This is a genomic window from Actinomadura darangshiensis, assembly GCF_004349235.1.
GTDB classification, from domain to species: Bacteria; Actinomycetota; Actinomycetes; order Streptosporangiales; family Streptosporangiaceae; genus Spirillospora; species Spirillospora darangshiensis.
Map to the genome: position 1 here is coordinate 1 of NZ_SMKY01000112.1, position 25,646 is coordinate 25,646.

Annotated in this window: 25 protein-coding genes and 1 pseudogene; 15 read left to right on the plus strand and 11 right to left on the minus strand. The window is 72.2% G+C overall.

The window, feature by feature from the left end:
* Window positions 1–930 (minus strand): hypothetical protein (locus E1293_RS23380; protein ID WP_132199597.1); only part of this gene is annotated, 930 nt, incomplete at its 3' end.
* Window positions 931–1,106: 176 nt separating this feature from the next.
* Between E1293_RS23380 and E1293_RS23385 the strand changes: the two genes are divergently transcribed.
* A complete protein-coding gene (locus E1293_RS23385) occupies window positions 1,107–2,078 on the plus strand; it encodes a class II glutamine amidotransferase (RefSeq protein ID WP_132199598.1) in 972 nt (323 codons plus the stop codon).
* Between the two features lie 167 nt (window positions 2,079–2,245).
* Window positions 2,246–2,458: a helix-turn-helix domain-containing protein gene (locus E1293_RS23390; protein WP_021594883.1), complete on the plus strand. Its 213-nt coding sequence runs from the start codon at window positions 2,246–2,248 to the stop codon at window positions 2,456–2,458.
* Between the two features lie 75 nt (window positions 2,459–2,533).
* Here E1293_RS23390 and E1293_RS23395 read toward each other — a convergent pair whose 3' ends face one another.
* Together E1293_RS23395 and E1293_RS23400 are read right to left on the minus strand one after the other, a co-directional pair.
* On the minus strand, window positions 2,534–3,874 hold the full coding sequence (locus tag E1293_RS23395) for a DUF2786 domain-containing protein (protein ID WP_132199599.1): 1,341 nt from the start codon (window positions 3,872–3,874) through the stop codon (window positions 2,534–2,536).
* A gap of 141 nt (window positions 3,875–4,015) precedes the next feature.
* Window positions 4,016–4,276 (minus strand): hypothetical protein, encoded by a 261-nt coding sequence (locus E1293_RS23400; RefSeq protein WP_132199600.1) that lies wholly within the window; start codon window positions 4,274–4,276, stop codon window positions 4,016–4,018.
* Window positions 4,277–4,496: 220 nt separating this feature from the next.
* Between E1293_RS23400 and E1293_RS23405 the strand changes: the two genes are divergently transcribed.
* Window positions 4,497–6,041 carry a long-chain-fatty-acid--CoA ligase gene (locus E1293_RS23405; protein ID WP_207939036.1) on the plus strand — a complete coding sequence of 515 codons (1,545 nt, stop codon included), beginning with the start codon at window positions 4,497–4,499 and terminating at the stop codon, window positions 6,039–6,041.
* Between the two features lie 6 nt (window positions 6,042–6,047).
* Here E1293_RS23405 and E1293_RS23410 read toward each other — a convergent pair whose 3' ends face one another.
* Complete coding sequence (locus E1293_RS23410) at window positions 6,048–7,142, minus strand: winged helix DNA-binding domain-containing protein (RefSeq protein ID WP_132199602.1); 1,095 nt, start codon at window positions 7,140–7,142, stop codon at window positions 6,048–6,050.
* Window positions 7,139–8,053 (minus strand): LysR family transcriptional regulator, encoded by a 915-nt coding sequence (locus E1293_RS23415; protein WP_207939037.1) that lies wholly within the window; start codon window positions 8,051–8,053, stop codon window positions 7,139–7,141. Before E1293_RS23415 ends, E1293_RS23410 begins: the two co-directional genes overlap by 4 nt.
* A gap of 237 nt (window positions 8,054–8,290) precedes the next feature.
* Between E1293_RS23415 and E1293_RS50760 the strand changes: the two are divergent.
* The 5 genes and pseudogenes from E1293_RS50760 to E1293_RS23435 form a co-directional block, all read left to right on the plus strand.
* Window positions 8,291–8,644: pseudogene (locus E1293_RS50760) on the plus strand (MFS transporter); the annotation flags it as partial.
* Window positions 8,645–8,828: 184 nt separating this feature from the next.
* On the plus strand, window positions 8,829–9,737 hold the full coding sequence (locus E1293_RS50255; protein WP_341770206.1) for an MFS transporter: 909 nt from the start codon (window positions 8,829–8,831) through the stop codon (window positions 9,735–9,737).
* 37 nt (window positions 9,738–9,774) lie between these two features.
* Window positions 9,775–10,539 carry a siderophore-interacting protein gene (locus tag E1293_RS23425; protein WP_132199604.1) on the plus strand — a complete coding sequence of 255 codons (765 nt, stop codon included), beginning with the start codon at window positions 9,775–9,777 and terminating at the stop codon, window positions 10,537–10,539.
* A gap of 134 nt (window positions 10,540–10,673) precedes the next feature.
* Window positions 10,674–11,246: a hypothetical protein gene (locus E1293_RS23430; protein ID WP_132199605.1), complete on the plus strand. Its 573-nt coding sequence runs from the start codon at window positions 10,674–10,676 to the stop codon at window positions 11,244–11,246.
* A gap of 770 nt (window positions 11,247–12,016) precedes the next feature.
* Complete coding sequence (locus E1293_RS23435; RefSeq protein WP_132199606.1) at window positions 12,017–12,679, plus strand: hypothetical protein; 663 nt, start codon at window positions 12,017–12,019, stop codon at window positions 12,677–12,679.
* 139 nt (window positions 12,680–12,818) lie between these two features.
* Here E1293_RS23435 and E1293_RS23440 read toward each other — a convergent pair whose 3' ends face one another.
* The 3 genes from E1293_RS23440 to E1293_RS23450 all read right to left on the minus strand — a co-directional run bounded on the left by E1293_RS23440 (window position 12,819) and on the right by E1293_RS23450 (window position 16,098).
* Entirely contained in the window at window positions 12,819–13,613 is a 795-nt protein-coding gene (locus E1293_RS23440; RefSeq protein WP_132199607.1) for an IclR family transcriptional regulator, read from the minus strand.
* A 62-nt stretch (window positions 13,614–13,675) separates the two neighbouring features.
* Window positions 13,676–15,319 (minus strand): thiamine pyrophosphate-binding protein, encoded by a 1,644-nt coding sequence (locus E1293_RS23445; protein ID WP_132199608.1) that lies wholly within the window; start codon window positions 15,317–15,319, stop codon window positions 13,676–13,678.
* Window positions 15,320–15,345: 26 nt separating this feature from the next.
* Window positions 15,346–16,098: an SDR family NAD(P)-dependent oxidoreductase gene (locus tag E1293_RS23450; RefSeq protein WP_207939038.1), complete on the minus strand. Its 753-nt coding sequence runs from the start codon at window positions 16,096–16,098 to the stop codon at window positions 15,346–15,348.
* 102 nt (window positions 16,099–16,200) lie between these two features.
* Here E1293_RS23450 and E1293_RS23455 point away from each other — a divergent pair, with 102 nt between their 5' ends.
* Genes E1293_RS23455 through E1293_RS23465 form a run of 3 tightly spaced genes read left to right on the plus strand, consistent with a single transcriptional unit; the run spans window position 16,201 to window position 19,842 of the window.
* Window positions 16,201–17,256, plus strand: a complete 1,056-nt coding sequence (locus E1293_RS23455; RefSeq protein WP_132199609.1) for an ABC transporter permease — start codon at window positions 16,201–16,203, stop codon at window positions 17,254–17,256.
* Window positions 17,253–18,329, plus strand: coding sequence for a sugar ABC transporter substrate-binding protein (locus tag E1293_RS23460; protein WP_132199610.1), 1,077 nt, complete (start codon window positions 17,253–17,255; stop codon window positions 18,327–18,329). Before E1293_RS23455 ends, E1293_RS23460 begins: the two co-directional genes overlap by 4 nt.
* A gap of 1 nt (window position 18,330) precedes the next feature.
* Window positions 18,331–19,842, plus strand: a complete 1,512-nt coding sequence (locus tag E1293_RS23465; RefSeq protein WP_132199611.1) for a sugar ABC transporter ATP-binding protein — start codon at window positions 18,331–18,333, stop codon at window positions 19,840–19,842.
* On the opposite strand, the gene E1293_RS23470 is transcribed toward E1293_RS23465, so the two are convergent.
* From E1293_RS23470 to E1293_RS23480, 3 genes are all read right to left on the minus strand, one after another.
* Window positions 19,820–20,758 (minus strand): TIGR03621 family F420-dependent LLM class oxidoreductase, encoded by a 939-nt coding sequence (locus E1293_RS23470; RefSeq protein ID WP_165978365.1) that lies wholly within the window; start codon window positions 20,756–20,758, stop codon window positions 19,820–19,822. The two genes, E1293_RS23465 and E1293_RS23470, sit on opposite strands and share 23 nt — an antisense overlap.
* A 183-nt stretch (window positions 20,759–20,941) precedes the next feature.
* On the minus strand, window positions 20,942–21,445 hold the full coding sequence (locus E1293_RS23475; RefSeq protein WP_132199613.1) for a GNAT family N-acetyltransferase: 504 nt from the start codon (window positions 21,443–21,445) through the stop codon (window positions 20,942–20,944).
* 30 nt (window positions 21,446–21,475) lie between these two features.
* Complete coding sequence (locus tag E1293_RS23480; protein ID WP_341770205.1) at window positions 21,476–22,540, minus strand: phosphotransferase family protein; 1,065 nt, start codon at window positions 22,538–22,540, stop codon at window positions 21,476–21,478.
* Between the two features lie 101 nt (window positions 22,541–22,641).
* Here E1293_RS23480 and E1293_RS23485 point away from each other — a divergent pair, with 101 nt between their 5' ends.
* The 4 genes from E1293_RS23485 (at window position 22,642) to E1293_RS23500 (ending at window position 25,514) form a co-directional block, all read left to right on the plus strand.
* The gene (locus tag E1293_RS23485) at window positions 22,642–23,934 is read left to right on the plus strand and encodes an acyl-CoA dehydrogenase family protein (RefSeq protein WP_132199614.1); all 1,293 of its coding nucleotides are present in this window, start codon (window positions 22,642–22,644) and stop codon (window positions 23,932–23,934) included.
* Window positions 23,927–24,559, plus strand: coding sequence for a TetR/AcrR family transcriptional regulator (locus E1293_RS23490; RefSeq protein ID WP_132199615.1), 633 nt, complete (start codon window positions 23,927–23,929; stop codon window positions 24,557–24,559). Before E1293_RS23485 ends, E1293_RS23490 begins: the two co-directional genes overlap by 8 nt.
* Window positions 24,560–24,631: 72 nt before the next feature.
* Entirely contained in the window at window positions 24,632–24,994 is a 363-nt protein-coding gene (locus E1293_RS23495; protein ID WP_132199616.1) for a VOC family protein, read from the plus strand.
* Window positions 24,995–24,998: 4 nt separating this feature from the next.
* Window positions 24,999–25,514 (plus strand): GNAT family N-acetyltransferase, encoded by a 516-nt coding sequence (locus E1293_RS23500; RefSeq protein WP_132199617.1) that lies wholly within the window; start codon window positions 24,999–25,001, stop codon window positions 25,512–25,514.
* Window positions 25,515–25,646 lie beyond the last annotated feature (132 nt).

The window sequence follows — 25,646 nt, forward strand, 5'->3', positions numbered from 1 at the left end:
GGCCTTCAGGACGTCGTAGATGCCCAGGGGGAGGGTGTCGCTCCACAGCCAGTCGTTGATCGTGCCGTCGAAGCCGGCGGGCGGGCCTACGGCGATGAGGCGGGACGTCAGCGGGGTCAGGTGGACCTGGAAGGGGGACGGCGGTGCCAGGTGGACGCGGCGGGTCGAACCCCAGAAGTCGTCGAAGTCGTTCTGGGCGAGGTCCAGCGTGGCGTGGATCGTGCGGTGCCGGCCGGCGGGGCCGGTGGCCAGCCATGACCAGTGGTCGGTCAGGAGGCGGCGGGCGGCGGTCCGCAGGACGTTGAGGGCGGCCAGGTCGTGCGGGCAGGCGACGTCGGTGATCTGGAGTTCGGGGAGACCGAAGCGGCGCAGGCCGCGGGTCCGCAGCCGGACGCAGGCGCAGGCGTTGACACCCTCGGGGTCCAGCGCGGGGTCGGCGGCGGTGCAGCGGCCGTTGGCGCGGAACGGCGGCAGGACGTCGCCGAGCCATTGGTCGGCCAGGACGAAGCGGGTTCGCTCGCCCGCGGACGGAGACAGGACATGGCCCGTGACGAGGTCGGCGGTGATGCCTCCGGTGGCCCGCGCGATGGCGTACGCGGCGGCCCGGGCGACCTGGACGCCGCGGGGCTGGTCGGTGATCGGGGCGAACGCGGTGACGACGGCGAACTCGGAGGCGTCGTTGAAGGCTCGCGCGTCCGGCCGGTCCTCGGGCTGGGCCGCCTTGATGTGCCCGGGGTCCCAGCGCATGCAGGTGAGGTCTTCCCGGGTGATCCTCAGCTGCGATGCGTCGAGCCGGCCGGCGATGTGGGCGTGGTAGGGGCCGTCGGTGGCCGCGCGGAGAAGCTCGCCGGGGTCGTCCGGGACGTCTTCGGCGGCCACGGCGAACCGTGAGGTCGTGGTGGACGGGACGGTGAACGTGAGCGTGGCCATGGGGCGCTCCTTCCAAACCGCGAGACGGACCTGATCAGCATGTGCGGCCCGCCGGCCCGGCAGCGGTAGAACCCGATTCTGTGGATAACCCCGTTGGCGAGAATCGCCGGACGACGGCCGCGACGTTCGGTAAAATCTTCGTCACCCGCAGTTAAGATCACGTGAGAGGCGACGATATGTGCCGACTTTTCGGGATGAGTACCGGAGGGCCGCGGGTCAGGGCGGCCCACTGGCTGCTGGACGCGCCCCGTAGCCTGCGTGCGCAGAGCCACCGGATGCAGCACGGCGCCGGGCTCGGGTGGTTCTCCCTCGGCGGCGAGCCCGTCCGCGACAGGGCGCCCCTGGCCGCGTTCGAGAACGCCGATTTCGAGCTGCACGCGCGCAACGTACCGTCCCACACGTTCGTCGCGCATGTGCGTGACGCCTCGGTAGGCGGGCTGACGGTCCACAACTGCCATCCCTTCGTGATGAACGACCGGCTGTTCGCGCACAACGGCGTGGTGAAGGGCCTGGACACGCTCCGGACCTGGCTGACCGAGGTGGAACGCGCCCATGTCTCGGGGGAGACCGACTCGGAGATGGTGTTCGCCTATCTGACCGCGGAGATCCGGCGCCTGGGCGACACCACGGCGGGGATCATCGAGGCGGTGCGGCGCATCGGCGCCGAGCTCCCGGTGTTCGCGCTCAACCTGCTCGTCGCCGAGGCCGGGAGGTTGTGGGCGCTGCGCTATCCGGAGAGCAACGAGCTGTGGGTGCTGTCGCGCGGGGTGAGCGAGCCCGGCCACGCCGGCGGTGAGGTTCCGGCCGTCGTCGTCGCCAGCGAGCCGATGGACGACCGGCCGGGGTGGCGCCTGCTCGATCCCGGCGAACTGCTGGTCGTGGACGGTCTCGCCGAGACGTCCCTCTTCCCCTTCGGGCCCTTGCGCCATCCGCTGCGCCGCTCGGACCTGTCCATCCGCGAGGCCGCGTCCCAGGCCGCGGCGGGCCCGGCCGTTGGTGCCGGCACGCCGGAAGCGGGCAGGTCGGGCGGTGTGACGATGCTGGAACTGCGGGGCCCCGGCGGGGAGCCGGTTCCGGTCCGGGGGCCGCTACAGCCGGTGATCCTTCGGAACGGCCGGTCGTCGGCCGCCCGGGACCCGTCTGTCTAGTTCCGACACGCCGTTCACCATGGAAAAGACCAGCTTCGGCCGAATTCGCCGTGATTAGCGCGGCATCGACGGCGCAATCGGGGGGAATGTGTACGTTGGGGAGATCAACACTGCTGTGAGCTGCGGGGACGGGCCCCGCAGTGCAGCCTTGGAATCAGGAGGTCCCCGTGGCTCGAACACTGTCGAGGGGCACCCGCGTCACCGGTGCCGAACGCACCAGGCTCGCCGCCGAACTCGCTCCGCGGTACGCGGCCGGCGAGAGCATCCGCGACCTCGCCGCCGAGACCGGCCGGTCGTACGGGTTCATCTACAACGTCCTGAAGGAGGCGGGCGTGCCGCTACGCGGAAGGGGCGGCAACACCCGGCGTAAGAAGGACTGACCGGCTCCCGAACGAGAAAGAGGAAGCGAGCACATGAACGGACGTCCCCCTCGCCCCCCGGGGGGACCCCGTGCGCTAGGAACCGCGGAACGCCCCGGTGACCTCGGAGCGTCCGCTGAGGCTGGCGAGATCGGCGGCCGCCCGCCCCGCGACCCAGCCCTCGTAGTTGGAGACGGAGCCCGCCCGCCCCTTGGCGAGGTCGGGGAACATCGTGTCGACGGCTTGATCGACGGCCCGGTCGCGCGCCGCCAGTACGGGAAGCAGATCCTTCCCGCCGGCGCCCGCGGCCGCCCTGCCGGTTCCCGTCCCGCCCGCCGCCTCGCCGGCGGCCTCCCGCAGCCGCTCCCCGATACGGGCGGCGTAGGCGTTGAGGAACGCGTGCCGGAACGAACGCGTCCTTGACCGTCCCCGCGCATCGCGCCTGGGACCCGCGTGCACCATGGCGGACGTCGCCTGCACGAGCAGCGACGTGAACAGCATCTCCACCGCGGCCAGATCGGCCGGGAAGCCGAGGACGGTGGAGAACCCCAGATCCCGGTGCCAGACCGCGCGGCACCGGTTCGCCTCGGCCAGAACGGTCAGCAAGACCGCCTTGGGCGCGTCGTAAGGGTTGTCGACGGCGATGCGGCGCCCGTCCGGCCCGCCCGTGTCACCCGTTTCGGCGGCGAGCAGCGCGTGGTCGATGCTGTGCCGCGCCATCAGCTCCTGGGCGCGGGCGCTCAGCGCCTCCGCCTCCTCTGGGAACTCCGTCGACTCGGCCTTGGCGAGAAGCGCCCGCACCCGCCCCAGCGTCCGCTGGTCGATCCCCGCATCCCGGCCTCCGGCTGGCCGGATGCCGTGCGCAGCGGACGGCCTCGTACGGTGCGCATCCGTGTCATCGGGGGCCGAGGTTCCGGGGGGCGGGCCTATGGGCGGAAGCCTCGGAAGGGTCTCCAGGAAGTGGACGAGTTCGACGGCGCAGGTGATGTAGGCCACGCGTCCGACGCCTTCGCGCTCGCACCAGCGAGCGGGGTGGGCGTCGTCGTCCGGCCACCACACGCCGGCATCGAGGGCGGCCAGCTGGTCGCGCCAGCGGGCGTCCACGGTGCCGGAGGAGTAGGCGCGCATCTCGCCCGCGATCGCGTCCGTCGCCAGCCGCGCGTGCCGGGCGGTGCGCCGGCGGGACGCGAACCGGACGACGTCGGCCGGCTGCCAGCCGCGCTGCCAGGCGGCCGCGACCCCCTGCCGCAGCCGTTCGGACAGGCACCGGTCGACGGCGATCGTCCAATCCGGCACACCGGGACGTTCGGCCAGTTCGGCGACGAGGCCCCGGAACCCGGCATTGTGCGAGAGCGACCGCACGGCCTCGGACGCCAGTTCGTCCGCGGCCACCGCGAGGGCCGCCGGGGTCGGGCCGCGCCGCCACGTCTTCCGCACCACCGCTCCCGCCGTCCGAGGTCATCCGGGCATGACGCATCCTGCCATCCGGCGGCGGCGGGACTCGCCGTCCCCTGCCGGGAAGGCACGAGAACGAAAGAAAGCCCCCGGCCATGGCGGCCGGGGGCTCGGGACGGAGTCCTAGTCGTCGCCGCGCATCTCCTCGACCACGACGCTCTGGTAGGCGCGGGACGTGTCCGGGACGTAACTCAGCCGCGCGAGCGGCTTCCCGGCGCGGTCCCTGATCTCGAAGTGGTAGCCGTCGCCCGCCTCGCCCACGTGCGCTACGGCCTGGTCGTGCCTGAGCCTGCACATGGTGTCGACCTTCTCCAGTGCCACCTTCAGGCTCCCCGCGTCGCTGATGAGCCGCGCCGGCTCACTCGTCTCCCAGATCTCGAACATTCGTCGTGTCCTGTCGGCGGTCGGTCGGAAGGAACGGGCGGGGCATTCCAGACGTCGGACACAGCTTGCGCTCACTTGGTGGATCTTTCAATCAGTCCAGGTATCGGATTGATCACTATTCGAAGTTGTTCACGCTCACAGCGTCATGTCCGCATCTGGCGAGGGCCATCGCTTTCGCCGGGCAGGCCGCATCGATAGGGTCTGCCGCACAGAACCGAACGTGATTCGGAAGGGGGCCGGGGTGGAGTACCGGGTCGTGTCGATCGTCCGTGACCACGCCCGCGACCGGGGGGCGGCGCCGGCCGTCACCGGCGACGGGCGCACCGTGAGCTACGCCGAGCTCGACGAGCGGTCCAGCAGGTGCGCCCGGGCCCTCCTGGCGGCGGGTCTCGGGCCCGGCTCCCGGGTCGCCTACGTGGGCAAGAACGCGCCCGGTTTCTTCGACCTGCTGTTCGGGGCCGCGAAGATCGGCGCCGTCACCGCCCCGGTGAACTGGCGGCTGACGCCCGCCGAGATCGCCGCGGTGGTCGCGGACGCGCAGGCCCCGGTGACCCTCCTGGACGAGGAGTTCGCCGAGCTGGCCGAAGTCCTGCCAGGCCGGATCGTGGTGACGGGCGAGGAGCACGAGAGGTGGCTGGCGGGCCATCCCGCGGACGACCCCGGTTTCACGGGCGAGCCGGACGACATCGTCGTGCAGCTCTACACGTCCGGGACGACGGGCGTGCCGAAGGGCGTCCAGCTCAGCAACGCCAACTTCGAGGTGGGGGAGCGGATGGCCCGCCGCTGGGGGCTGGACGGCTCCTCGGTGAGCCTCGTCCCGATGCCGCTGTTCCACATCGGCGGGACGGGCTGGGCCCTGGCCGGGATGTACGCGGGCTGCCGGCAGGTGCTCGTCCGCGACATCGACCCGGCCGCGCTGGTGGACACCTTCGAGCGCGAGCGGGTCACGAACGCGTTCATCGTTCCGGCCGTCCTGCAGTTCATGTGCCAGGTGCCGGGCGCCGCGGGACGCGACTACTCGGCGCTCCGCGCGATCACCTACGGCGCGTCCCCGATCACCTCGGAGGTGCTGCGCCGCGCCCTGGACACCTTCAGGGCGCCGCTCTTCCAGCTCTACGGGATGACGGAGACGACCGGCGCGATCGTCCAGCTCGAACCGGGGGACCACGACCCGGAGGGGCCCCGCGCCCACCTGATGCGCTCGGCCGGGCGCCCCTACGACTGGGTCGAGATCAAGATCGTCGAGCCGGGCGGGCAGGCGGAACGCGCGCCGGGCGAGGTCGGCGAGGTGCTGACCCGCTCCTCGCAGAACACGCCCGGCTACTGGAACCGGCCGCAGGAGACGGAGCGGCTGCTCGCGGGGGACGGCTGGCTCCGCACGGGCGACGCGGGCTACGTCGACGCCGACGGCTACCTGTTCCTCACCGACCGCATCAAGGACATGATCGTCACGGGCGCCGAGAACGTGTATCCGATCGAGGTCGAGGAGGTGCTCGCCGCCCATCCCGCCATCGCGGACGTCGCGGTCATCGGCGTCCCGGACGAGCGCTGGGGCGAGACCGTCAAGGCCGTCGTGGTGCGCGTGGCCGGCGCCGCGCTGACCGAGGACGACGTGCTCGCCCACGCGCGCGAGCGCCTGGCGGGCTTCAAGCGCCCCCGCTCGGTCGATTTCGTGGACGCCCTGCCCCGCAACCCCAGCGGCAAGATTCTCAAGAAGGACCTCCGGGCCCCCTACTGGGAGGGTCTGGGACGCACCATCGCCTGACCTGGTTCAGGCTTCCACGGTGACGACGGCCTCCTTGGCGTCCGGCTCCAGGAAGCGCAGCAACGCCTCGCCCTCGGCGGTCAGTTCGTCAAGGGCCGCCTGGGGGAGGGCCTCGAAGGGACGCATCCGCAGCGTCGCGACCTTCCGCTTGTACTCCGTCTCCCAGATGCCGCGGGCAAAGCCGTCCCAGAGGAACACGGCGCGGACGCGCAGGTTCTTGGTCGTGAGCATGGGCCGGTGTTCGTCGGCGATGACGCGCCTGCGGTCGCCATGCGCGAGGACGAGGCTGTCGAACTCTGGCAGGAACCGTGCAGGTGCCGCGGCGTCCTCGCGCGGGCGCGGCGCATCGGGCAGGTCGAACAGTTCCCTCCCCTTGTCGTCGGCGAAGACGCGTAGGCCCGGACGTAGGCGTTCCAGGGCCTCGCCACCCGATGCCAGCCCGGACCACGTCTGCGCGTCGACGGCGGATGCGGGTCCGTAGGCGGCCAGGTATTGAAGCATCAACTCATCGATCGCGGCATCGGCTGCTGGACCGGTCCCCAGCCACGTGTCGGCGAGCGTGAACTGCGACGTGCGCGGGAAGCCCCATCTGTCCTGAGTCGGAACCATGACGAGCGGCACACAGAGCCGTACGGCGTAGCCGAGGGCGCGGTCATTGACGTCCGGGAAGTGCTCCTGCAGGAGCGCCCGCACCTCGTTGAACGTCAGAGGCCCCTCTTCTAGGAGCGCCCTTGCCGCGGGCACCACCTTCTGCAGATCCAGCCCCTTGGCACGGTCGCCCAAGACGCGCAGGGCGCCGTCCAGCATCGGCTGCATCGTCGTACGGAACGCCGTGTAGTCGGCGCCCGTCATCAGGTGCAGTGTGCCGCGCATCATCGTCGCGCGCACGAGCGAACGGTCGTGCAGTGCGGAGTGCAGGTCGGACGCCTGGAACCCCTCAAGTCGCGTCCAGAGCCCCAGAAACGGCGGTTTGGGCTCCTGTGCCTGCATCCCGCACAGCCGTCCCACCGCCTCGGCGACCGGGACCGCCTCCCGCGCGAGCAGCATCTGCCGTGCCAGCGTGGCCCGGTTGAGGGCCCGGACGCTCAGGGTTTCCGTCATCCGTCCAGGATGCCGTCGATCGCGTCCCGTACGCAGCGCCGCAGCCACGCGTGAGCAGGATCGGCGTCGTATCGAGCGTGCCACCCCAGTGAGAGCTTCAGCGGCGGCAGATCGAACGGAATGGGGATACGGACGAGCCCGAGCCGGTCGACGAGCCGCCGGTGCAGCCGCTCGGCCGCGAACCCGATGAGATCGGCCTCCAGGACGATGAACAGGGCCGCCGTCACCGTCGACACCGTTCCGGCGAGGCGCCGTGCGCGGGCCAAGTCCGCGAGCAGCTCATCGATCGGGCCGGACATGCGCCCGCGCCTGGTGGACGTGAGCTGAACCGCGCCCGCCCATTCGTCCAGCGTCACCTCCTGCCGGCCCGCCAGTGGATGCTCCGGCCGCACGACCGACAGGAAACGGTCCTCCGGCAGCGGTTGCACCCGGGTCTCCGGCGGCTGCCCAGGACCGATGACACCGATCTCCAGATCGACAGTGTCGCGCCGGAGCATGTAGTCGTCCCGCGGCCCTTCGCCGAGGAAGCGCAGGGCGATCCCCGGTGCCTCACGTGCGACACGTTCCAGCAACGGCCCGGCCAGTACGGCGACGGTGCCCTCGTCGGCTTGGAGGGTGAAGCTCCCCGACAGTGCCGCGAGGTCCAGTTCGTCGTCCGGGGAGAAGAGCGTCTGCGCGCGCTGGACGAGCGAGTGCACCTCAGCGTGAATGGCGAGCGCGCGCGGCGTCGGCACCATCGCACGGCCGGAGCGGACGAGGACCGGGTCCCCGAGCGCCTTGCGGATCCGCCCCAGCGTCCGGCTCATCGCGGGGCCGGACAGATGCAGCCTTTCCGCCGCGCCGGTCACACTCCTCTCCTCCAGCAGCGCGTCGAGCGCGACGAGGAGGTTCAGGTCCATCCTGGATTGCATCAGGCGCATTCCTCACGTGCAAAAGATGCATTTGAAAGCAAGTCACCCCCAGCCTACGTTGGAGATCGCGGAGGCGGCGCGCGCGGCCCGGATATCCCCCTCCGCCCTTCCAGCAGGGCGCGTCCATGCGTGTCCCTCCGAACGATCTACGAGGAATCCCTCATGACGCTCAATACCGTCCGGGACGCCGCGCCTCCCGGACCGGCCCCCTCCTCGGGGCGCGGGATGACGCCGCTGATGTCGGCGTGCGTGGTCCTGGTCGTGGCCATGGTCGCCGCGATCAACCTGTCGATCCCCAAGCTGTCGGCGAGTTCCCTTCACCCGTCCTCCACCGGGCTGCTGTGGATCGTCGACTCCTATGTCCTGGTGTTCGGCTGCCTGCTGATCCCCGCCGGCGCGCTGGGCGACCGCTGCGGGCGCAAGGGCGTGCTCCTGTCCGGCCTCGCCGTCTTCGCGGCCGGATGCCTGCTCTCGGCCGCCGCGCCCGATGTCGCGGTCCTGCTGGCCGGACGGCTCGCGAGCGGCGCGGGCGCCGCCCTGATCATGCCCGCGAGCCTGTCGCTGCTCCTCCAGGTCACCGCACCGCAGCGGCGTCCCCACGCCATCGCCACCTGGACGGCCGCCACCGGAGTCGCCGGAGCCGTCGGGAACCTCGGCGGGGGAGCGGTGCTGCAATGGCTGCCCTGGCAGGGGCTCTTCCTGGCCGGCGCTCCCCTCGCCGCCCTCCTCGCGCTCCTGGTCGCACGGCTGGCGCCGCGCGGCCGATCTCGACGCGCTGGGCGCGGCCATCCTCACCGCAGCCCTGTTCGCGCTTCTCTTCGGCATCATCGAGGGGCCCGAGCGCGGCTGGTCGTCGCCCGTGGTGCTCGGCGGCTTCGCCGGCGCCGCCGTGCTCATGGCGGTCTTCGTCCTGTACGCGCTGCGCGCCCGCCACCCGCTGCTGGACCCGCGCGTCTTCGCGATCGCCCCGCTGCGCAGCGGCGTCCTCGGCATCGGGCTGGCGTTCTTCGGCCTGTTCGCGCTCTTCTTCGTCAACGCGCAGTACCTCCAGTACGCCCAGGGGTACTCGCCGCTGCTCACCGGCGTGGCGATCGCGCCGCTCGTCATCGGCATGATCCTGGTCTCCAAGCGGAGCGTCGGCCTGGCGCAGCGATTCGGGGGCCGGCTCATGTTCGTCGCGGGCATGCTGACGCTCGCGGCCGGCCTCGGGTCGCTGTCCCTGGCGGACGCGTCGACGCCCTACGCGCTCTACGCGGCGGATCTGTTCGTCATATCGGTCGGCATGGGCCTGTGCGTCCCGACCCTGTCGGTCGGCGTGATGGCGGCGCTCCCGTCCGAACGCGCCGGGCTCGGGTCCGGGCTGAACAGCGCCGCCCGCGAGATCGGCAGCGCGCTCGGCGTCGCCGTCCTCGGCACGATCCTCACCGGGCGGTTCGCGGACGGCCTGCCGCCCGCGCTCGCCGGGCACGCGCATTCGGCTGGGGAGGCCCTCGCCGTCGCGGACGCGGCGGGCGGCGGGCCCGGGGCGCACGCGCGGGTGATCGAGGCGTTCACCGGCGCGGCGGCGGCGGGCTTCCGGGCGGTGGCGGCGGCCGTCGCGCTCGGGGCACTGCTCGTCGCGCTGGGCCTTCCGCGCCGAGATCACCGAACCCCTGGAACCCGGCGCACTAGAGATATATCGTGACTGACGCGATATATCTCGACTCGTGGAAGGTGCGGCGATGTCCGTAGAAGAGAGGGCTCCGGCGCGCGGCGTACGGGGACGGCTGCTCGACCTCATGTTCGTGCGCGGCCGCGTCGAGGACACGAGGCCCGGACCCGGGCGCATGCGGTGGATCCGCATCGGCGGCGTGCCCGGCCTGGACTGGACGCCCGGGCAGCAGGTCCGCGTGCACGTGGCGGACATCACCTCCGCCCGCACCTGGGTCAGCGGCGCCGTCCGCAACGCGCTCCGGACCTACTCGGTGTGGGAGTACGACGCGTCCGCCGGGGCCATGGAGCTGTGCGTGCTGGACCACGAGGCCGGCGGGCCCGGCACGCGCTGGGCCCGGGACGCCCGGCCGGGCCAGGAGGTCGTCTTCGGCCGGCCGGAGGGGACGTTCGGGCTCCGCCCTGCCGCGTACCACGTGTTCGCCGGGGAGGAGACCGCCTCGGTCCCGTTCGGCGCCATGCTGCGGGCGGCCCCGGGGGACGAGCCTGTGCACGGCGTGATCGAGACGGCCCGGCCCGAGGACCGGCTGCCGCTGCCGAGATCCGGGGAACTGACGTGGTGCGACCGAGGGGACGCGTCCGCCGCCGGCTCCGGCACGCTCGTCGACGCCGTGCGTGGCCTGATCCTGCCAGCGGAACCGGGGATCGCCTACGTGGCCGGGGAAGCACGCACCGTGCAGGCCGTCCGGGCGCACCTCGTGCAGGACCGGGGCTGGCCTCGCAGGTCCGTGCTGGTCAAGCCGTTCTGGACGCCCGGCAAGCGCGGGATGGAGTGATCCGGAACGATCGACGGGCGCGGGGGTTACGGGGCGATATTTCTTGAAATGCACGTGCATCAGCCCTTGCACCTGCACGCCATCCCTAGCAGTATTTCCCCGGACCCCCGCACGTGAACTCCCCGGAGATCGCGATGACCGCACACTTGAACGACAGTGACCGACAGGCGCTGCGGCTGGCCCAGGATCTCCGCGAGGAGATGCGGGCGGCACTCCCGCAGCTGCCGTCCCCGCCCTCGGTATCCCCGTTCGTCGACCAGGCCGGGATGCCGAGCGTCCTGCTGAGGATGGACGCCGAGACCGCACGCGCGCTCATGGCCTTGCTGGCCGAGCGCCGCGCCGGGCTGAGCGGCGCGCCCTCGGTGGAGCCTCGCCGGGCCGACGGCACCCACGTGCCGCCGCCCGTCCCGCCGCACACGGCCCAGGCCGTCCCGGCGGCGCAGGGCCCGATCGTCGCGGCCGCAGCCCCGTACGGGGAGCCCGCGTACGGGGAGCCCGTGTACGGCGAGCCCGGCTACGGAGACCCCGGCTACGGCGGTCAGCCTTACGGCGAGCAGACCTATGGCGGGCAGCCGTACGGCGAGCCGGCCTTCGGTGAGCCCGCCTACGCTGAGTCACCGTTCATCCCGCCCCAGCAGAGCGCCACGGTGTTCACCGGCGGGACCGGGCCGACGCCGCTCGTGCCGTCGGTCTACCCGACGTACTGACGGGACGCCTTCACCCCGTGCGGCCTCCGCCGTGCGGGACGCCGGTCACGCCATGTGCAGGGTCGTCTGATCATTTGAGCCGCCGCCCCCTTCCAGTGCGGTCACGCGTCCGTCGTGACGGGTCCATCGCGTGCGGCCATCCGGTTTCAGCGCCCGGATCCCCTGGGCTGTTCCCGCCGGCGCGGCGCGGGTCCCCTTGATCCGGCCCCGGGGCCGGAGATCATTTCGGATATAAAGATCATTTTTGCGGCCGCGGTGCCCCGTCGAGTGGCCCGCCGCCCCCGCGCGAAAGGCGCTCCGGGCCGGTTCCCCGGTTAAAAGATCTACCTGGTCAAAGGTAAAGAAATCGCCCGTTTGGCGAAAGCACGGTAATGCCGTATATAGTCATCTCCAGGTCAGGGTCAAAGAACCGTTGACCTGGCCAATCGCATAGCCGTCGCCTCCCGCCCGCCAGGCGGGATCCCTTTCGCCGAAGAGCGGCCGTACCATGCACCGGCCGCCACCGTGCTGGGCCAGTTGAGCCCCCGGTCGGCGTTCCTCCCGCTTCATCCAAGCCCGTGTCACACGCACGTCCGAGAACGGACGCGCGCCGCTGACCACGAGCGCGGTCCGCCATGTCTGTGGATCGTTCCAAGCGGGTCTCTCCGCGACGGCATCTCCCGAGTCCCGAGTCTCGCGGAGCCGTTCCCCCCTGCCCGGAAACAGGCGCGTGACCTGCGCGCCCGTCCCGGTGCGGAACGGCAGCCCTGAACCCCGAACGAAGGAATCCCATGCAGCAGCGAGCGATCAATGTCGTGCTGACCGGTGTCACCGGCACCGCTCTCGCGGGCATGCTGGTGGCCGGCGTCGCCGCCGCCAGTGATGACTCCGCTCCCCAGAAGCAGTTCCTGCCGCAGCAGGCCGTGGCCGCGCAGCAGCACAAGGCCGACCGGAACCGGACCGCGACGAGCGCGGAGAAGGCCGAGTCCGGGAAGGCCGAGTCCAAGGCCAAGGACAAGTCCTCGGCCAAGGACGGCAAGCGCGACGAGGGCGAACCAAAGGCGCTGCTCAGCGGCAAGACCACCTCGTCCTACTTCTGGGACGACGGCTCCGGCGTGAACGGCGACACCGGTGCCCCCGCCGGTGGGAAGCCGATGCAGAAGGGCCTGTTCGCCAGCCCGAGCTGGCCCATGCACACCAAGGTCAGGGTCTCCTACCACGGCCGCACCAAGACGGGCTTCGTCGGCGACCGCGGCCCCGGCGAGCCGTCCCAGCGGGGCGTGATGCTCGACCTCGACACCTACACCTTCCGCTACCTGCTGGACGGCGAGAAGCCGGACAGCAAGTACGACGCCGGTAGCGGCGAGGGACACCTGAAGGGCGTCAAGTGGGAGGTCCTCTCCTGGGGCTCCGGCGCCGGGAAGAAGGGCAAGCCCCAGCCTTTCGGCTCCTGATCCGAGGCCGCGCGGACGGCCGGTGAAATGGCTCACAAAGCAAATGTGACGCCGCACACGGCCCGTTCGTGAGGCCTCTCACAGACCCGGCACAGGGCTGCCGGTGCATGGAGAACGGGGATTCCCCGGTATCGCGAGATCACCGGGGAATCCCCATTTTCAGATCGGCCGCGCTCTCGCGCGCCAGCTCCCTGGACAGTGCCAGCGCCGCGGTCCGGACGGCCGGGGCGAGCCGGTCGAGGTCCAGCCGGCACACGTTCCCGGTGATCGAGATCGCGGCGATCACCCGCCGCCGGTGGTCGTAGATGGGCGCCGCCACGGCGGAGACGCCGGCCTCGGACTCCTCCCGGTTCACGGCGTAGCCGCGGTCGGCGGTGCGGGCCAGCTCCCGCTGCAGCAGCCCCGGCATGACGATCGTGTGCGGTGTGTAATGGACGAGCCCGCCCGCGAGCACCCTTTCCAGCCGTGCCGGCGGCCCGAGGGCGAGGAACAGCTTCCCGGTCGCCGTGCAGTAGGCGGGCAGCCGCCCGCCCACCCGGGACACGATCGGCATCGACCGGCGTCCCGTGACCTTCTCCAGGAAGAGCGTGTCCGTCCCGTCCAGGACGGCCAGATGGATGTTCTCGTGCGTCGCCTCGTACAGGTCCTCCAGGTAGGGGAGCGCGGCCTCGCGCAGGCTCCGCGGCCGGGGCGCCCGCTGCCCGAGCACGAACAGCCGCATGCTGAGCCGGTAGCCGGACTCGGTGCGCTCGACCCCGCCCCACCGCACCAGCTCGCTCAGCAGGCGGTGCGCGGTCGGTTTCGGCAGGCCGGTGCGGGCGGCCAGCTCGGTGAGGTTCAGCTCGGTGTCGGCGGAGCCGAAGGCGTCCAGCAGGCTGAGCCCGCGCGCCAGCACCGATCTCGGCGGCTCGCCGCCCGAGGCCCGCACGTCCATACCCCGATGGTGTCCGTGATCGGGCCGGCCGGCAAGGGCCGGGAAGCCCGCGGCGGCCCTGGTCACCGGTCCTCCCCGTGCCCGGCGACCGGAGCCTCGATGAGCAGCGGCGCGGCCAGGTCCCTGACCTCGGCGACCGCGTCGCGCAGCTCATCCGCCGAACCGGCCCGCACCGCGCCGATCCCGAACAGCCGTGCGGCGCTCTGCCAGTCGAGCGCCGGCGGACCGAGGTCCATGCCCACGTACCGGCCGTATCTGGCCGACGCGCCGCCGCCTTCGTCCAGGGTGTCCTTCAGCGTGCGGTACTCGCCGTTGTTCATCACGACGAATGCCACGGGCACCTCGTAGCGGGCGGCGCTCCAGAGGCCCTGCAAGCCGAACATGGCGCATCCGTCGCCGAGCACCGCGACGACCGGGCGGCCCGGGTCCGCCATCCGGGTGCCGACCGCCGCGCCGATGCCCCAGCCGAGGCCGCCGCCGACCGTGTGCACGTACGAGCCGGGCCGGTCCTGGCGCAGCACCGCGCGCAGCTTCAGCCCGACGGTGATCGCCTCCTCGACCACCACCGTCCCGTCGGGGACCCCGGCCGCGACGGCGTGCGCGGCGGCGCGCGGGTCCATGGGCGACGGCCCGTACGCCGCCCGCGCCGCCGCCTCCACGTCGTGCCGCTTCCGGGCGTGCTCGGCGCCGAGCCGCTCGGTGCGCTCCCGCGCGGACGGCACCCTCCCGCCGAGGTGATCGGCGAGCGCCCGCAGCGTCCCGGCCAGATCGCCGGTCAGGCCGTGCCGGGTCGCGAAGTTGCGGCCGATCTCGGCGGGGTCCTCGTCGACCTGCACGATGTCCAGGCCGTCGGGGACGGCCGGGCCGTGCGTGTAGTGGTGCGGCATGAACGCGTGGCATCCGGCGATCAGCACCGCGTCATGCCCGGAGAGCGTCTCCCGGATGACGGCGTTGTGCGGCGCCAGCATCCCCGCGTACAGCGGATGCCCCGTGGGGAAGTCGATGCCGTCGTTCATCGGCTGGTGGTAGACGGCGGCGCCGAGCCGCTCCGCGACCGCGACCAGTTCGCCGGCCGCGCCCGCCCGTCCGACGCCGTCGCCCGCGATGATCGCGGGACGTTCGGCACGGGCGAGCAGGGCCGCGGCCTCCCCGGCCTCGGCCGCACCCGGGCCCGTCACAGGGGAGCGGTCCGTCACCGCGACGTCGGTGTCCTCCTCCAGCAGGTCCATGGGGACCGACACCAGCACCGGCCCCGCCGGGGGACGCGCCGCGAGCGCGAACGCACGCCGCAGCACGATCGGCAGGTCGCCCGCGTGCTGCACCTCCACGGCCTGCTTCGTCGCCGCCGACGCCAGCCCGACCAGGTCGCCGGACAGCATCGGGTCCTGGAGGAGGTGCCGCCGGTCCTGCTGGCCCGCCACGATCACCATCGGGGTCCGGGACCGCAGCGCGTTCAGCATCCCGATCAGCCCGTTCGCGACGCCCGCCGCCACGTGCAGGCTGACCAGCGACGTCCGGCGGGACGCGCGCGCGTACCCGTCGGCCATCGCCACCACGGACCCCTCCTGCAGGCCCAGCACGTAGCGCAGGTCGGGCGCCTCCGCCAGCGCGTCCATCAGGGGGAGCTCGGTCGTGCCGGGGTTGCCGAAGATCCGGGTCACGCCCTCGTCCCGGGCGATCTCCAGCAGCGCCTCGATCGGCCTCATGCGGTGCCTTCCGCTCGGTCGGCGGCTCAGTGCTTGGCGGAGCCGCCGTCGATGTTGATCGTCTGCCCGGTGAGGAACCCGCTGCCCTCGTCGCACACGTACAGCAGCGTGGACAGCAGGTCGCGGGGCTCCTCGACGGCCCGCACGACCTGCAGGTCCCGGACCCGCTCGAAGCCGCCGTCGGCGCCCGTCGTCCGCGCCGCCGTCTCGGTCCTGGTCAGGCCCGGCGAGATCGCGTTCACCGTGATCCCGTGGGCGCCGACCGCGCTCGCCAGGGCCCGGGTGAAGCCGACGAGCCCGGCCTTGGACGTCGTGTAGGCGACCAGGTCGGGCGGCCCGAGGAACACCACGGCGGAGACGATGTTGACGATGCGGCCCCAGCCGGCGGCCTTCAGGTGGGGGAGCGCGGCGCGCGACACCAGGAACGGGCCGTCCAGGTTGACCCGCATGATCCGCCGCCAGTCCTCCAGCGTCGTCTTCTCGAACTCCAGCGGCGGGTAGATCCCGGCGTTGTTCACCACGATGTGCAGGCCGCCGAACTGCGCGGCGGCCTCCTCCACCCCGGCCTCGACCTCGTCGGGGTCGGTCACGTCCGCCCGCACCGGCAGGAACCGGTCGCCGATCGCCTCGGCGGTGCCAGACATGTCGGCCAGGTCGAGGCCCGCGACCCGGTGCCCGCGGGCGGCCAGGGCGATCGCGAACTCGCGCCCCAGCCCGCCCGCCGCACCGGTCACCAGCGCGGCCCGGCGCGCTCCGCTCATGGACGGCGTCTCGCTCATGGACGGCAGCGTGCGCCACCCCGGCCGCCCCGGCAAGAGCCCGTTTTCACTGACTGAAACGGCTTCCTTGTGGTGGCGTGGCGCGGGTCACATGCTCGCCGCATGTCCGTACGAAAGCCCGCGGCCGGGCCGGCCTCGGAGAACGACAAGGACCGGAACGGCAGGCACGGCGCCCCGGCGCGGCGGCCCCGGCTCCGGCGTCCGGTCCCCGACGAGGCCGGCGTCGTCGGGGTGCTCGTCCTGCTGGTGCTGGGCGTCGGCCTGTTCCAGCCGGACTTCCTGCGCACCGGCAACCTGCTGACGACCGCGCACAACTCGGTGTACGTCGGCCTGATGGCGTGCGGGATGGTGTTCGCGCTCGCGATGCGGGAGGTCGACCTGTCGGTCGGCGGAATGTACGCGATGGGCATCGTCGTGGGCGCGCTGCTGATCCGGGACGGCTGGAACCCGTGGCTCGCCGCCGTCGCGGTGCTGGCGCTGTCCGCGTTCGTCGGCGCGCTCAACGGGGCGGTCACGACGTATCTGCGGCTGCCGTCCTTCATCGTCACGCTCGCCACGTCGATGCTGCTGCGCGGTGTCGGCCTGGCGCTGGCCGAGGGCAAGCAGATCACGGACCTGCCGCAGGAGCACGCGTTCTTCAGCGTGCTCGGCGGCGACGGGACGCTCGGCGTGCCGAACGCGGTGTGGGTCTTCGTCCTCGCCGTCGTGGTGCTGGGCGTCGTGTTCACCCGGACGAGGTTCGGCGCGCGGGTGCGGGCCATCGGCTCCAACCCCGAGGCCGCGGAGTTCGGCGGGATGCCCGTCACCCGCACCCGGATCGCCGCGCTGGCGCTGTCCGGGCTCATGGCGGGCCTCGCGGCCGTCCTCGCCCTGGCGTTCTTCATCGCCGGGGACCCCACCATCGGCCAGGGCTACGAGCTCACGGCCATCGCCGCGGCCATCATCGGCGGCACCCCGCTGAAGGGCGGGACCGGCTCCGTCCTCGGCGCCGCGGCGGGCACCCTCATCCTCGGCGTCGTCACCGCGGCGCTGGTGTTCTTCGAGGTCCCCATCAACTGGACGACCTTCGCGACCGGTGGCGTGATCCTCGTCGCCGTCGGCGCCGCGCCGCTGCTGCGCCGAGTCCGTGACCTGCGCTCCTCAGGGAGGAACCCATGATCCCGCGTCCACGCGGGCCCGTCGCGGCCGCCGTCGCGCTCGTGCTCGGCGTCGCCCTCGGCACCGCGTCGTGCGGTGACGGCGGCGGCTCCGGCGACAAGGGCGGACGGCTGAAGATGGGCATCGCCGTCGCCAACTACAGCCTCAACTTCGCCCGCGAGATGTACGAGGGCGCGACCGAGGCGTCCAAGCAGGACGGGAACATCGACTTCAAGGTCGTCGGCCCGCCCAACACCGACGGGCCCGCCGAGCAGCAGCTGTTCCAGAACCTCACCGTCACCCACCCGGACGGGATCGTGCTGGAGAACCTCGACCCGCCGATCTTCACCCGGCCCGCCGCGCAGGCCGTGGACAAGGGCATCCCGGTCGTCGCGCTCGACACGGCGCCGACCGACGGCAGCAAGGTCGGCTTCTACGTGGGCAACGACAACTACGAGCTGGGCGGGATGCTCGCCGAGGCGACGGTGAAGAAGCTCGGCGCGGACCCCAAGGGCACCGTGGTCGTCGGCGTGCCCAACCCGGGGACGCCCGTCCTGGACAGCCGGGCCAAGGGCATCAAGGACACGTTCGCGAAGCTGGCGCCCGGCGTCCGCGTCCTCGGGCCGTTCCAGACCTACAGCGACCCGGCGCAGAACTTCGGCGCCTGGCAGTCGCAGGTGAACGCCAACCCCGGTGCGCTGGCGTTCCTCGGGGTCGGGGACGCCGACAGCTACAACCTCGGCCGCCTCAAGGAGCAGAAGAAGGGCAAGTACCTCACCGCCGGCTTCGACGTCGACCCGAAGACCCTCGACTACATCAAGAAGGGCACCAACTTCGCCGGCATCGACCCCGAGCACTACCTCAAGGGCTACATCGCCACGGCGAGCCTGATCAAGGCGGTCCGGGAGAAGGACGGCAAGCTGCCGGACGGCTGGTTCAAGACGCCGGGGCTGGTGATGACCTCGTCCAACATCGACGAGATCCTCAAGCGGCAGCAGTCGGTGCAGAACGCCTACCAGTGGTACAAGCCGCAGCTCGACAAGCTGCTGGCCGATCCCGGCGCCAGCATGAAGCCGCTCAAGGAGGCCCGCTGACATGCTGGTCGCCTCCGGCCTGGTCAAGCACTACGGCGGGGTCACCGCGCTCGACGGCGTCGGCATCACCCTGGACGCGGGGGAGGTGCACGCCCTCGTCGGGGAGAACGGCGCCGGCAAGTCCACCCTCGTGAAGATCATGTCCGGGGTGGTGCGGCCCGAGGGCGGCACGGTCGAGCTGGACGGCGCGCCCGTCCGGTTCGCCGACGCGCGGCAGGCCGCGGCGCAGGGCGTCGCGATCGTGTCGCAGGAGCTGATGACCTACGACGACCTGACCGTGCTGGAGAACCTCTTCCCGTACGGGGCGCCGCGCCGCGGCGGTCTCGTCAGCACCCGGGAGATGCGGCGGCTGGCCGGGCCCGTCCTGGCCGAGCTGGGCCTGGACCCGCCGCCGCACGCGAGGGTCGGCGAGCTGCCCCTCGCCGACCGGCAGCTGCTGGAGATCTCCCGGGCCCTGCTGCAGGAGCCCCGCGTCCTGATCCTGGACGAGCCCACGTCGGCGCTGCCCCGCGACGCCGCCGCCCGCCTCGCCGCCGTCACCCGGCGGCTGGCGGAGCGGGGCCTCGCCGTCCTGTACATCTCGCACTTCCTGGAGGAGGTCATGCGCGTCGCGACCCGGGTCACCGTCCTGCGGGACGGCCGGGTCGTGCTGGCGGGGGAGCCGGTCGCCGACGTCGGCCTGGACTCCCTGGTCACCGCGATGCTCGGGCAGCCCGCCCGGCATCCGGCGCCCGCGGCCGCCGCCCCGCGCCGCCCCGGCGGGGCGGCGGTCGCCCTCACCGGCGTCACCGTGCCCGGACGGCTCGGCGAGGTGTCCCTCACGGCGGCGGGCGGCGAGATCGTCGGGGTCGCGGGCCTGCAGGGCTCGGGACACCTCGCCGTGCTCGACGTCGTCTGCGGACGCGCCCGCCCGTCGTCCGGCTCGGTCAGGCTGCCCGGCGGGCGGTCGCCCCGCTCGGCCCGGCATGCCGTCACCCAGGGCGTCGCCTACATCTCCGGCGACCGCAAGGGGCGCGGGCTGATGGTCGACAAGACGCTCTGGGAGAACATCACGTCCGTGAGCTGGCTCGGGCAGGGGCGCGGCGGGCTCATGCCGCGCCGCTCCGGCCTTGTCGATCGCTCCCGCGGCCGCCTGGAACGGCTGCGGGTGCGGGGGGACGTCCACGCCCGGGCGAGCAACCTGTCCGGCGGCAACCAGCAGAAGGTCGTCTTCGCCAAATGGCTGGACGCCGACCCGGCCGTCCTCGCCCTGGACGACCCGACGCGCGGCGTGGACGTCGGCGCCCGGTCCGAGGTGCACGACATCGTCCGGGGCCTGGCCGCCGAGGGGAAGGTGGTCTTCATCGCCTCCAGCGACCTCGCCGAGCTGGTCGAGCTGTGCCACCGGGTCGTCGTCCTCCAGCACGGCCGCATCGTCGGCACCCTGGACGGCGACCGGCTCACCGAACCGGAGCTGAGCCTCGCGATGAACGCCGGTTTCGCCGAACCGCCTAAGCCGTCAGGAGGGGGATGACGGGCGCGAACTCCTCCATGTCCTCGTCGGAGATCTGGTAGTAGGTGAAGCCGAAGCGGTCGCGGCGGGCGAGCATCTGCTCGGCGATGTGCTCGGGCGGGCCCACGAACTGGGACGGCATGCCGAGGACGGCCTCGGCGGACGACGTCCCCCAGCCGCGCGTCACCGCGACCTTGGCCGCGGCGCGGCGCGGGTCGGAACCGAACGTGGGCGAGACCATCATGCTCAGCTCCACGTCCCGTCCCTCGGCCGCCTCGCGGACCCAGCCGACCTTGCGGGCGATGGTGTCCGGCAGGCGCTCGGAGATCTCGTCCGAGATGGCGCCCTCGGGGAGGGCGCGGGGGAGGATGCCGACGGTGTCGGCGTGCCGGCCCGCGATGCCGAGCATGCGGCGGCTTCCGGCGCCGACGACGAGCGGCGGGCGCCGGCCGGGACGCGGGAAGACCGTCAGGCCGTCGATCCGGTAGTGCTCGCCCTCGAAGGCCGTCTTCCCGCCGCCGAGGAGGCTCCGCAGAATCCGCAGCGACTCCTCCAGGCGCCCGACCCTCGTCCCGGCCCGGTCGAACGGCATCCCGGCCGCCTCGTACTCCTCGCGCAGCCACCCGGCGCCGATGCCCAGCTCGAACCGCCCGCCCGACAGGTGGTCGAGGGTCGCGGCCTCCTTGGCGAGCATCACCGGATGCCGGAAGTCGTTGGACAGCACCATGGTGCCGAGCCGCAGCGTGCTCGTCACGGACGCGGCCGACGCCAGCGCCACCATCGGCGCGAGCTGGTCGCCGAACGGCTCGGTGACGAAGTGGTCCCGCAAGGTCAGGACGTCGTATCCCAGTTCCTCGGCGCGGCGGGCGGTTTCGGCCAGCCCGGTGCCCGAGCGGATCGACTCGCCGACCACACCGAAGCGGAAATCTCTGCTCATCCCCTCAGCGTGCCCAGTGATCGGACGATCGCGCTGGCAGGAATCCGACATCAGCCTGTCGACCGGCGGAACGAGGCGAGCGGCTCGGTCGCCGGCCGTGCGGCGTAAGGGCGTCACCGACTGCCCCGTTCTCACCGGTCCCTTCCAGGCTGCGCCGTGCCGCCCGGTTTTGCAAGGCGGGGCCTAATCCACGCGCTGGGACAGGAGCCGTCCCGGCCACTCGCCCACCGTGAAGGGGCGGACGACCTCGAAGCCGTTGCGCCGGTAGTACTCCACGAGCCGCCCGTCGCCGCCTCCGTAGCAGTCGACGCGCAGGAGGCCGGCGCCATTGGCGCGGGCCTCGTCCCTGGCCTTGGCGATGAGCGCGCTGCCGACCCCGTGCCCGGCGAACGCGCGATCGGTCACCAGCAGGGTGATGTACAGCTCGGGCTCCTCGACCGGGTCGACGTAGGGCGGCGGGCCCGGGGCGACCGCCATGACTCCGGCCGGGTGCCCGTCGACCTCCGCGACCCGGATCTCGTCGTCGCGGGCGATGCCGGCGATCCGCTCCACGCGGCGAGGGTCGTCCGACCACGGATCGCCGCCCCACTGCCCGGTCCGGCCGTTCGCGGCGAGCCACGCCACGGCGCCGTCCAGCATCGCCATCATCACGGGCGCGTCATCTGGCCCGCCTTCACGAATCTGCATGACACCTGTCTAGCGCCGGAACGGGACGAATCAGGAATCGATGAAACCCTGGGCGCGCTGGAAGAGGCCGACCGTGATCGAGTGCAGGAGGTCGCCGGTCTCCTTGGGCGCCTTCCCCGCGAAGGCGCGGGCGTGCGTCCCTTCCAGGACGATGCCGAGCTTGAAGCAGGCGAGGACCGCGTACCAGTTGATGGACGACAGGTCGCGGCCGGCGACGGCGCCCGCGCGCTCGGCGTAGGTCGCGACCAGGTCGCTCGCGGCGGGCAGGCCCCCGGCCGCGCCGAGCGGGCCGGCCAGCGCGGCGCTCTGGTCGGCGCGGTCGGGCCAGGTGGCCAGCAGCCAGCCGAGGTCCAGCAGCGGGTCGCCGATCGTGCACATCTCCCAGTCGACGATCGCGGCGACCTCGGGGCCGTCGTAGGAGTACATCAGGTTGGCCAGGTGGTAGTCGCCGTGCAGGATCCCGGGACGCCAGGTCTTCGGGCGGCTGTCCTCCAGCCAGCGGGCCACGTCGTCCAGGCCGGGGATGTCCGGGCCCGGGTAGCCGTCCAGCGCGCTGTAGGAGTCGAGCTCGGACATCCAGCGGCCCACCTGGCGCTCCAGGAAGCCCACGGGCTTGCCGAAGCCGGCCAGCCCGACGGCCTCGTGGTCGACCGCGCCGAGCGCCGACAGTGCGCGCGCCGCGTTCAGGCCCATCTCACGCTGGACGGATGCGTCTCCGGCGTGCGGCTCGGGCAGCGTCACCGAGGCGTTGAAGCCCTCGACGGGCGTCATCAGGTAGAACACCGCGCCGCCCATGACCGACTCGTCCGGGCAGTCGGCGATGAGGCGCGGCGCCGGGACACCGGTGCCGTCGAGCGCCGCGAGCACCCGGGCCTCCCGGCGCAGGACGTCGTTGGTCTTCGCGCGCAGATGGCTCGGGCCGCGCCTCAGCACGTAGTCGCGGCCGCCGCGGCGGAACCGGATCAGCGTGTTCTGCGTGCCGCCGGTGAGCGGCTCGACGTCCTCGAACGGGCCGCCCGGCAGACCCCGGCCGTCCATCCACCCGGCGAGGACGCCGAAGTCCACCAGGGCACGGTCGATCTGCTCAGGCTGCACGGCTGTCCTTTCCCAGGCTGACCCGGAGAGTAACAGTCATGCACTTGCATTACTAACTCAGATGGGTCGATTATCGGGGAAACGACAGCAGGAGGCTCGCCATGGCTTGGGACTTCGAGACCGACCCCGCCTACCAGGAACTTCTCGACTGGGCGGACGCCTTCGTCCGGGACGAGGTCGAGCCGCTCGACCTGGTGCTCGGCGACCCGTACGACAAGACAGACCCCCGCTACAAGCGGCTCGTCCGCCCCCTCCAGGACCAGGTCCGCGACAAGGGCCTGTGGGCCTGCCACCTCGGCCCCGACCTCGGCGGCCAGGGTTACGGCCAGGTGAAGCTGGCACTGCTCAACGAGATCCTCGGCCGCTCCCGGTGGGCGCCGTCGGTGTTCGGCTGCCAGGCACCCGACTCCGGCAACGCCGAGATCATCGCCCACTTCGGCACGCCCGAGCAGAAGGAGCGCTACCTGCGGCCCCTCCTGGACGGCGAGATCTCCTCGTCCTACTCGATGACCGAGCCGCACGGCGGAGCCGACCCGACACTGTTCACCACGCGGGCCACCCGCGACGGGGACGGCTGGGTCATCAACGGCGAGAAATGGTTCTCCTCCAACGCCCGCCACGCCACCTTCCTCATCGTCATGGCCGTGACGAACCCGGACGTGTCCGCCTACGAGGGCATGTCGATGTTCATCGTGCCGGCCGACGCGCCGGGGCTGATCACCGTGCGGAACGTGGGCGTCGGCAGCGAGCGCGAGGGCTCGCACGGCTACCTGCGCTACGAGAACGTCCGCGTCCCCGCCGGGAACCTCCTCGGCGGCGAGGGCGGCGCCTTCGTCATCGCGCAGACCCGGCTCGGCGGCGGCCGCATCCACCACGCCATGCGGACGATCGCGCAGGTCCGCAAGGCGTTCGACATGATGTGCGAGCGCGCCGTCTCCCGGCAGACCCGGTTCGGGCCGCTCGCCAAGATGCAGATGACCCAGGAGAAGATCGCCGACAGCTGGATCGAGATCGAGCAGTTCCGGCTGCTCGTCCTGCGCACCGCCTGGCTGATCGACAAGCACGGGGACTACAAGAAGGTCCGCAAGGACATCGCCGCCGTCAAGGCCGCGATGCCGAAGGTGTACCACGACGTCGTGCAGCGGGCGATGCACCTGCACGGCGCGCTCGGCGTGTCCAACGAGATGCCGTTCGCCGCGATGATGATGGGGGCCCAGGCGATGGCCATCGCCGACGGCCCCACCGAGGTCCACAAGATCACCGTGGCCCGGCAGCTGCTGCGCGACGCCGAGCCCGTCGAGGGCCTGTGGCCGTCCGGCCACCTGCCCACCCGCCGGGAGGCGGCCCGCGAGCGTTTCGCCGAGGCCCTGGAGCACGCGATCGGCAATGAGTGACACCCGCGAACGCCTCCTGGACGCCGCCGAAGCCCTCTACGCGGCGCGCGGCGTGGACGCCGTCAGCCTCCGCGAGATCCTCCAGGAGGCGGGCGCCCGCAACGCCACGGCCGTCCAATACCACTTCGGGGACCGCGCCGGGATCCTCCGCGCGATCTTCGCCCGGCACGCCCCCGAGGTGGAGGCCCGCCGGCACGCCCTGCTCGACGCCTACGAGGACGGCGAGCAGGGCGTCCGCCCCCTGGCCGCCGCCCTCGTCCGTCCCATGGCCGCCCGCCTGGCCGACCCGTCGGGCCGCGCCTACCTGCAGATATCGGCGGACGTGGTGAACCGTCCGGAACCGATCGCGCCGTTGGGCGTTCGGGACGATCCCCGCGACAGCCTCTGCCGCTGGCGGGCCATCGTCGAGCCGCTCCTCGAGGAGGACGCGGCCCGCCTGCACCGCCGCTTCACCGCGATCCTGTACTCCTCGATCGAGCTCGGCCGCCGCGCCCGCTCCGGCCCCCGCACCGACGACCGCCTGTTCACCAGCTACCTGATCGACGTCGTCACCGCGATCCTCGGCGCCCCCGTCTCCCCGGAGACCCGCCGCCTCGCCGCCGAACGCGACGCCGCCCGCCGCTGAGGTCACATACGTCCAAGACGGGCGGGCTCCGCCGCCGCAGACTGGGCATGACGGAACGACAGGGAGGACGATATGACCAGCGAGATCCGCCGCACCTTCTACCCGCTGATCCGGACCACCGACACGGCCGAGTCCATGGAGTGGCTGGAGAAGGCGTTCGGCTTCGAACCCGTCGGCGTCTACAAGGACGACGACGGCACCATCGTGCACGCCGAGATGCGCTACGACACCGGCCTGTTCATGTTCGGCAACACCGACACCGCCAAGACGGCCGTCTACGTCGCCATCGACGACCCCGACGCCCACCACGACCGCGCCAAGGCCGCCGGCGCCGAGATCTTCCGCGAGCTCACCGACCAGGACTACGGCTCCCGCGACTACGCGGCCCGCGACCTGGACGGCAACGAGTGGTACTTCGGCACCTACCGCCCCTGACCGGATGGAACCCCGGACGATCCTGCGAAACGTCGCACCCGGCGACGTCGCCGCCTACGTCAGGATGCGCTGCGATCCGGCGATGATGGCGGAGCTCGGCGGTCCCGTGCCCCGGGACGGCATCGAGGACAAGGTCCGCCGCGACGTCAGGGACGCGGCCGCGGACAAGGCCTGGATCAAGATGATCGTCCCGGCCGGGGACCTGGACGCCGTGGCCGGAACGGTGAGCCTCTGGTCCCACGAACTGGACGGCGAGGTGCTCTCGGAGATCGGCTGGATGGTCCTACCGGAATGGCAGGGGCGCGGCATCGGCAAGCGCGCGGTCCGCACGCTCCTGGAAATGGCGCGCGCCGACGGCCGCTGGGGATTCGTGCACGCCTTTCCCGGCACGGCGAACGCCCCGTCCAACGGCATCTGCCGCTCGCTCGGTTTCAGCCTTGCCGAGGAGAAGGAGATCATCTTCGCCGGCCGGCCCATGCTGACGAACCACTGGCTCATCGATCCGCGCACCGACCTATGATCGCCCTGGCTTTCGGCACCTTCCCGCGGTCGCGGTGATGGGACATTGGAGGTGAACGGTGGCGGATTTCGTGCTGGTGCACGGGACGACGCAGGGGCCGGGCGGCGAAGATGATCTCCTTCTCCTCGGCAA